The following is a 6,919-nucleotide window of genomic DNA, read 5'->3' as shown; positions in this document are numbered from 1 at the left end:
ACGACGAACCCGACGACGACCACCGCCACAACGTCATCGTCCCGTCACCGTCATCACGCATCAACGCCGGCGCCGCAGTTCCCGCTCCGTCCCACAGGGCGTTGACGATGATCTGGGCGTCGCCGGCCTGGACCTGGTATCTGTCCGGGTACGCCGACACCTGCACCGTCTGGCACACCTCGCCGATCGGGGCGGTCATCCAGGACCTGTTGGGATACTTGCTCTCCATCACGCTGAGGAACTTGTTGGTCGCCCAGGTGGCGTTCAACCGCTGCGCCCGGCTGCCCCACCACTCCTGCTGCTGGAACAGCCCCAAGCTGGTGTGGTCGACCTCCTCGCTGATGTTCTGCAGGTGCGTCTCGACGATGGCCGTCGTGACGGCGATCACCGCGGCGCGCTGGGCCAGCCCTCGGGCCTTTGCCGCGTTAACGATCATCCGGGCGCAGGATGTGCGGTAGGCGTTCATGTAACCGCGCATGTCGGCCCTGAGTTGGCTGTTCAGGCTCGTGGCCAGCGCCGCGTCGAGGCTGGTCGTCCCCCTCGGATCGCAGGCAACCGTCTGATACGCCAGAGCCGGCGAGGCCAGCGCGGGCACCGGCTTCGACGGCAGCGGGGTTCCCCCGGGATCAGCCGACGCCACACACGGCATTGCGGCCAGCACCATAGTGGCGCCGACAAAAGCGGCCGCACTGCGACCAAGCACAGTGGACATTCCTCTTTGCAAGATTGCTCCTCCACGTCGACTGTCGGGGGATAGGCGGGTCAGGACGGTCGTCGATACCCGTCCGGGCGTCACGTCCTGACCATTCCGAACTGAGGCCGCTGCGACAGCACCGGCCGAGCCCTTCCCGCTGGGCGACAGCATTCCTCCGTGTCCTGGAGAACCTCATCAATTACGCTGCAGAACGTGTTGAAGCGACCATGCTCGCTCGCGTGGCTCCCGATACAACGCACCGCACGATCGCGCAGCTCGTTGGGGATGCTTCTACGCTGTCGCCACTGATGGCTCTGTTCAGCCCGATCAGAGCATGATCGAAAGCCTCCGAGCTGCCCGGGAAACCGTCCGCGCGAGTGGGGTTGGTAGCCCGCCGTGGGCCAGGGCGCTGAGGGCCATCCGCACCGTGCGGATGATCCGGTCAAGCTCCTCGTCGTCGGCCTGGTGCACAGCGCATCCCGTCCCGGAGGATTCGCCAACCGGCCTGGGCACCGCCGTGTCCCGAGGCCAGGCGTGCATCACCCGGCACACGATGTCGCGTCGATCGGAGAGTCGAATCTCCCGCTCGGCCCAGCCCTGGGCGTAGAGGCGGAAGAATTCGTTCATCCGGTACCAGAGCTGGCCCCGGGGGTCGACCCGGGTGAAGCCGACCACCTGCGCGTCGGCCAACTCTTCGACCGCCTGTTCGGCTGCCACGGCAGAGGACGGCAGAGTCGCCTGCACCACCCACGAGGGAAAGTCGGTGAGCCGAAGCGCGCCGAGCGCGAGCAGAACACGTCGTGCCTCGGGCCCGAGCGCGCGACAGTTCGAGTCGAGTCGCCCTCGGACCGAATCGCCGTCGACACTTAGTTCGTCAAGCCGGCGGGCTTCGTTGGCCAGTCGGTCCGCCATGATTTCCAGTGGCCACCCCTGGCGATGGACCAGTCGGGTCCCCGCAACGCGGACGGCCAGCGGGAGGCCCGCGCAGTAGTGCAGGATCCGTTCCGCCGCGCCCTGCTCGGCCTCCACCCGATCGCTGCCGACGATCCGGCGCAGCAGTGCCCCGGCATCGCCCGGCCCGATGGCGCCGAGTTCGGTGAACCGGGCCCCGGGCAGGCCACCGAGACGACGCCGGGAGGTAACCACGACCGCGCAGCTGTTGGCACCGGGTAACAGCGCCTGGATCTGGTGGGAGCTGTCGGCGTCGTCCAGCACGATCAGCATCCGGCGCCCGTCGAGCAGAGTGCGGTAACGCTCCATGCGTGCCTCGACGGTGTCGGGCGTGAGGCTCGTGGCCCAGCCGAGGATCGACAGGAACCGACCGAGGATGTCGCCCGGATCGGCCGGTTTCCCCACCGCCCCGCCCAGGTCGGCGTAGAGCTGGCCGTCCGGATAGTCCCTCGCGATGTCGTGCGCCACCCGAACCGCCAGGACGGATTTTCCGACCCCCGGCGGTCCGACGATCACCTGCACCTGCACCTGCGCCGCCGCGCCGGTGGTGACCGGACCCAGGGCGACGACCAGCGCCGAGCGTTCGTCAGCGCGTCCGGTGAAGTCCGCTGCCACCGGTGGCAGCAGCGCCGGGCGAGTGCTTTCGGCGCTGCCGGGCCAGGCCACCGGGCGGCGGACCGCTGTCACGGGCCGGGCCAGGTCGACTGGCCTGTTCCTCCCGTCGTCGCGGAGCACCATCTCGTGCACCGCGCGGAGGTGCGCGTTGGGTTCGATGCCCATCTCCTCGACCAGGAGCCGCCGCCCCTGGCGATACACCGCGAGGGCGTCCGAGCGCCGGCCGAGGCCGTTGAGCGCCACCATCAACTGCGCCCGGAACCGCTCCCGGTAGGGGTGCCGGTGGACCAGCTCGGTCAGCTCCAGACAGGCCGAGTCCAGCCGGCCGAGTTGGATCTCCGCGCCGACCCGTTCCTCGACGGCGACGAGTCGCATCTCGTCCAGTCGTGTCGCCGCCGACGACAGCAACTCGCTGTCAATGCCTTCCAGCGCGCCTCCCCGCCACAGGCGGGTGGCGTCCCGCAGCAGATCGACCGCCTCGTGATACCGGTGGTCGGCCAATGCCTGCCGGCCCTCTGCGAACAGTGCCTCGAATGCGTCCCGGTCTACCCTGGCGCCATTGGTCTGCAACAGGTATCCAGGTGGTTGCCGGACGATCAGGGCCGGAGCGCCCACCCGAGCAAACGCCTGGCGCAGGGTGGACACGTACGTCTGCACCACCGCCCGCGCCGTTTCCGGCGGCTGCTCCCCCCAGATCGCCTCGATCAGGCGTGCTACCGATAGGTTCTTACCGCTGTCGACCAACAGCGCGGCGAACAACGCCTTCGGCTTCTGTCCACCGAGTGGTACGACTCGGCCGGCGATCGATACCTCCACCGGGCCCAGCATTCGAAACTCCAAGCCCATCTCCCCCGTTGAAGCAGCTTGAATCGATGTCGCGGCTATGCATACACGATCAAGCCGCAGCATTCGACCCCGTTCTTCGTCGCCACCGGACGGGGTTTGGGAGAAGGCGCTGGCGCAATGGGAAGAGTCGGGGCCCTGCGGAGTCAATAGCAGGCGAGCACAGCCCGGTGCGGGGAAACGAGACTGGTCAGGTCACGTTGGCCGGGCCGAGGACGCTCTTCAGGTCGCCCATCAGCGCGGTCGTCGCCGCCACCCGGAACGGACCCAGCCGCAGGGTGGTGGTCCGACCGCCGTTGAGCAGCTTGACGTGCACCTCGGTGTCGCCAGGATGCAGCACAAGGGTTTCCTTGAGCCGTTCCACGAGCGGCGGCGTGCACCTGTGCACCGGGATGGTGAGGGTGACGGGCTTGTTGGTGGCGCTGGTGCTGACGTCCGGCATGGACATGTCCATCGCCATGATCCGTGGAGTGTCGTCTCGGCGGTCCACCCGACCCTTGACCACCACGATGGCGTCCTCGGCGATGTACTGGCCGACCACCTCGTAGGTGTTGGGGAAGAACAGCGTCTCCACCCCGCCGGCCAGATCCTCCAGGGTGGCCGAGGCCCACGCGCGGCCCTGCTTGGTGACCCGACGCTGCACGCCGGAGAGGATGCCGGCGAGGGTGACCACCGCCCCGTCGGGCACAGCGCCGTCCTCGGCCAGGGATGCGATCGTGGTGTCGGCCGCCGCGTTGAGGATGTGCTCCAGGCCGAACAGCGGGTGGTCGGAGACGTACAGGCCGAGCATTTCGCGCTCGAAGGCCAGCTTGTCGCGCTTGTCCCACTCACTGTCGCCGATCACCGGCATCACCGTCGTGCTGCCCGTCTCGGCGTCACCGAAGCCGGCACCGAAGAGGTCGTACTGGCCGACCGCCTCCTTGCGCTTCACATCGGCGTACGCGTCGATGGCGTCGGCGTGCACCGTGAGCAGGCCCTTGCGGGGGTGCTGCATCGAGTCGAACGCGCCAGCCTTGATCAGCGATTCGATTGTCTTCTTGTTGCAGACCACCGCGTCCACCTTGGACAGGAAGTCGTAGAAGTCGGTGTAGTCGCCCTTCTCCTGGCGGCACCGCATGATCGAGGCGACGACGTTCGCGCCGACGTTGCGCACCGCCGCCAGGCCGAAGCGGATGTCCTTGCCGACCGGGGTGAACGGCCCGGCCGAGGTGTTCACATCCGGCGGGAGCACCTGGATCCGCATGCGGCGACACTCGGACAGGTAGAGCGCCATCTTGTCCTTGTCGTCGCCGACGCTTGTCAGCAGCCCTGCCATGTACTCGGCCGGGTAGTGCGCCTTCAGGTACGCAGTCCAGTAGGACACCAGGCCGTACGCGGCGGAGTGCGCCTTGTTGAAGGCGTACCCGGCGAACGGCACCAGGACGTCCCACACCGCCTGGATGGCCTCGTCGGAGTAGCCGCGCTCGCGGCAGCCGTCCCGGAACGGGATGAACTCCTTGTCGAGGATCTCCTTCTTCTTCTTACCCATGGCCCGGCGCAGCAGGTCCGCCTGGCCGAGCGTGTAGCCGGCGAGGATCTGCGCGGCGCGCTGCACCTGCTCCTGGTAGACGATCAGGCCGTGGGTGGGCGCCAGGATCTCCCGCAGCGGCTCCTCCAACTCCGGGTGGATCGGGGTGATCTCCTGGAGGCCGTTCTTGCGCAGCGCGTAGTTGGTGTGCGAGTCGACGCCCATCGGGCCGGGTCGGTACAGCGCCAGGACGGCCGAGATGTCCTCGAAGTTGTCAGGCTTCATCAGCCGCAGCAGTGACCGCATCGGCCCGCCGTCGAGCTGGAACACGCCGAGGGTGTCGCCACGGGCCAGCAGTTCGTACGCGGCCTTGTCGTCAAGCGGCAGGGCCAGCAGGTCGAGCTTCGTACCGTGGTTGAGCTCGATGTTCTTGACCGCGTCGTCGATGATCGTCAGGTTGCGCAGGCCGAGGAAGTCCATCTTCAGCAGCCCGAGCGACTCGCAGGTCGGGTAGTCGAACTGCGTGATGATCGCCCCGTCGGCGTCGCGACGCATCAGCGGGATGTGCTCGATGATCGGCTCGGCGGACATGATGACGCCGGCAGCGTGCACACCTGTCTGCCGGATCAGCCCTTCGATGCCCTTCGCCGTGTCGATCACCTTGCGGACGTCCGGGTCCGAGTCGTACAGGCCGCGGATCTCGCCGGCCTCGGCGTAGCGGGGGTGCTTCGGGTCGAAGATGCCGGTGAGCGGGATGTCCTTGCCCATCACGGCCGGAGGCATCGCCTTGGTGATCCGGTCGCCGACCGCGTACGGGAAACCGAGGACCCGGGCCGAGTCCTTGATCGCGGCCTTCGCCTTGATCGTGCCGAAGGTGGCGATCTGGGCGACCTTGTCCTCACCCCACTTGTCGGTGACGTACTTGATCACCTCACCACGCCGACGCTCGTCGAAGTCGATGTCGACGTCCGGCATCGAGACACGCTCGGGGTTGAGGAACCGCTCGAAGATCAGGCCATGCTGGATCGGGTCCAGGTCGGTGATGCCCAACGCGTACGCGACGAGCGAGCCGGCGGCCGAACCACGGCCCGGACCCACCGAGATGCCCTGGCTCTTGGCCCACTGGATGAAGTCGGCGACCACGAGGAAGTACGACGGGAAGCCCATCTGGTTGATGACACCCAGCTCGTACTCGGCCTGGACGACGTGCCCCTCGGGGATGCCGTTCGGGTAGCGGCGGGCCAGGCCGGCGAAGGTCTCCTTGCGGAACCAGGACTCCTCGGTCTCGCCCTCGGGCACCGGGAAGCGCGGCATCAGGTTGTGGAACTCGAACATGCCCTTCGGGTCGACCTTCTCGGCGACAAGCAGGGTGTTGCGGCAACCCTCCTGCCACAGCTCCGACGAGTCCACCGCGCGCATCTGGTCGGCGCTCTTGATGAAGTAGCCGCCACCTTCGAACCGGAACCGGTTCGGGTCGTCGATGTTGCTGCCGGTCTGCACGCAGAGCAGCACGTCGTGGGCGGTGGCCTGCGCCTCGTGCGTGTAGTGCGAGTCGTTGGTGACCACCGGCGGGATGTCGAGCTTGCGGGCGATCTCGGTGAGCCCCTCGCGGACCCGGCTCTCGATGGAGAGGCCGTGATCCATGATCTCCAGGAAGTAGTTGTCCTTACCGAAGATGTCCTGGTAGCTCGCGGCCACCTTGAGCGCCTCGTCGAACTGGCCCAGCCGCAGCCGCGTCTGCACCGCGCCCGACGGGCAGCCGGTGGTCGCCATGATCCCCTCGGCGTGCTCGGCGATCAGCTCCATGTCCATCCGGGGCCACTTGACGTAGTGCCCCTCCATGGACGCGCGCGAGTTGAGGGTGAACAGGTTCTTCAACCCCTGCGCGTTCTTCGCCCACATCGTCTTGTGGGTGATCGCGCCGTTACCGGAGATGTCGTCGCTCTTCTGCTCCGGCCGACCCCACTTGACCCGCGCCTTGTGATAGCGCGACTCCGGCGCCACGTACGCCTCGACGCCGAGGATCGGGGTGATCCCGGCGGCCATCGCCTGGTTGTAGAAGTCGTTCGCGCCGTGCATGTTGCCGTGGTCGGTGATCGCCACCGCCGACATGCCGAGACGCTTGGCCTCGGCAAACAGATCCTTGAGGCGGGCCGCCCCGTCGAGCATCGAATACTCGGTGTGCACGTGCAGATGCGCGAACGAATCAGCCATGCGTGGCGCCCCCCGGCAGTGTGGATCTAGGTGGTCGGAGCCGACCGGCACCTACCCTACCGAGGTGATCTCGGCGGCTCCACCGTCCGCGCCGA

General features: G+C 67.6%; 2 protein-coding genes and 1 pseudogene. All 3 read right to left on the bottom strand.

Features of this window, described 5'->3' with window-relative positions; translation table 11 throughout:
* A pseudogene (locus ACPXB1_RS25595) lies at positions 1–436 on the bottom strand (FG-GAP repeat domain-containing protein); the annotation flags it as partial.
* A 585-nt stretch (positions 437–1,021) separates the two neighbouring features.
* Entirely contained in the window at positions 1,022–3,076 is a 2,055-nt protein-coding gene (locus tag ACPXB1_RS25590; RefSeq protein ID WP_355632830.1) for an AfsR/SARP family transcriptional regulator, read from the bottom strand.
* Positions 3,077–3,293: 217 nt separating this feature from the next.
* A complete protein-coding gene (dnaE, locus tag ACPXB1_RS25585; protein ID WP_355632832.1) occupies positions 3,294–6,824 on the bottom strand; it encodes a DNA polymerase III subunit alpha in 3,531 nt (1,176 codons plus the stop codon).
* Positions 6,825–6,919 lie beyond the last annotated feature (95 nt).

Source organism: Micromonospora sp. DT68 (assembly GCF_049847245.1).
Taxonomy (GTDB): domain Bacteria; phylum Actinomycetota; class Actinomycetes; order Mycobacteriales; family Micromonosporaceae; genus Micromonospora; species Micromonospora profundi.
This window is presented reverse-complemented; position numbering and strand designations above follow the sequence as displayed.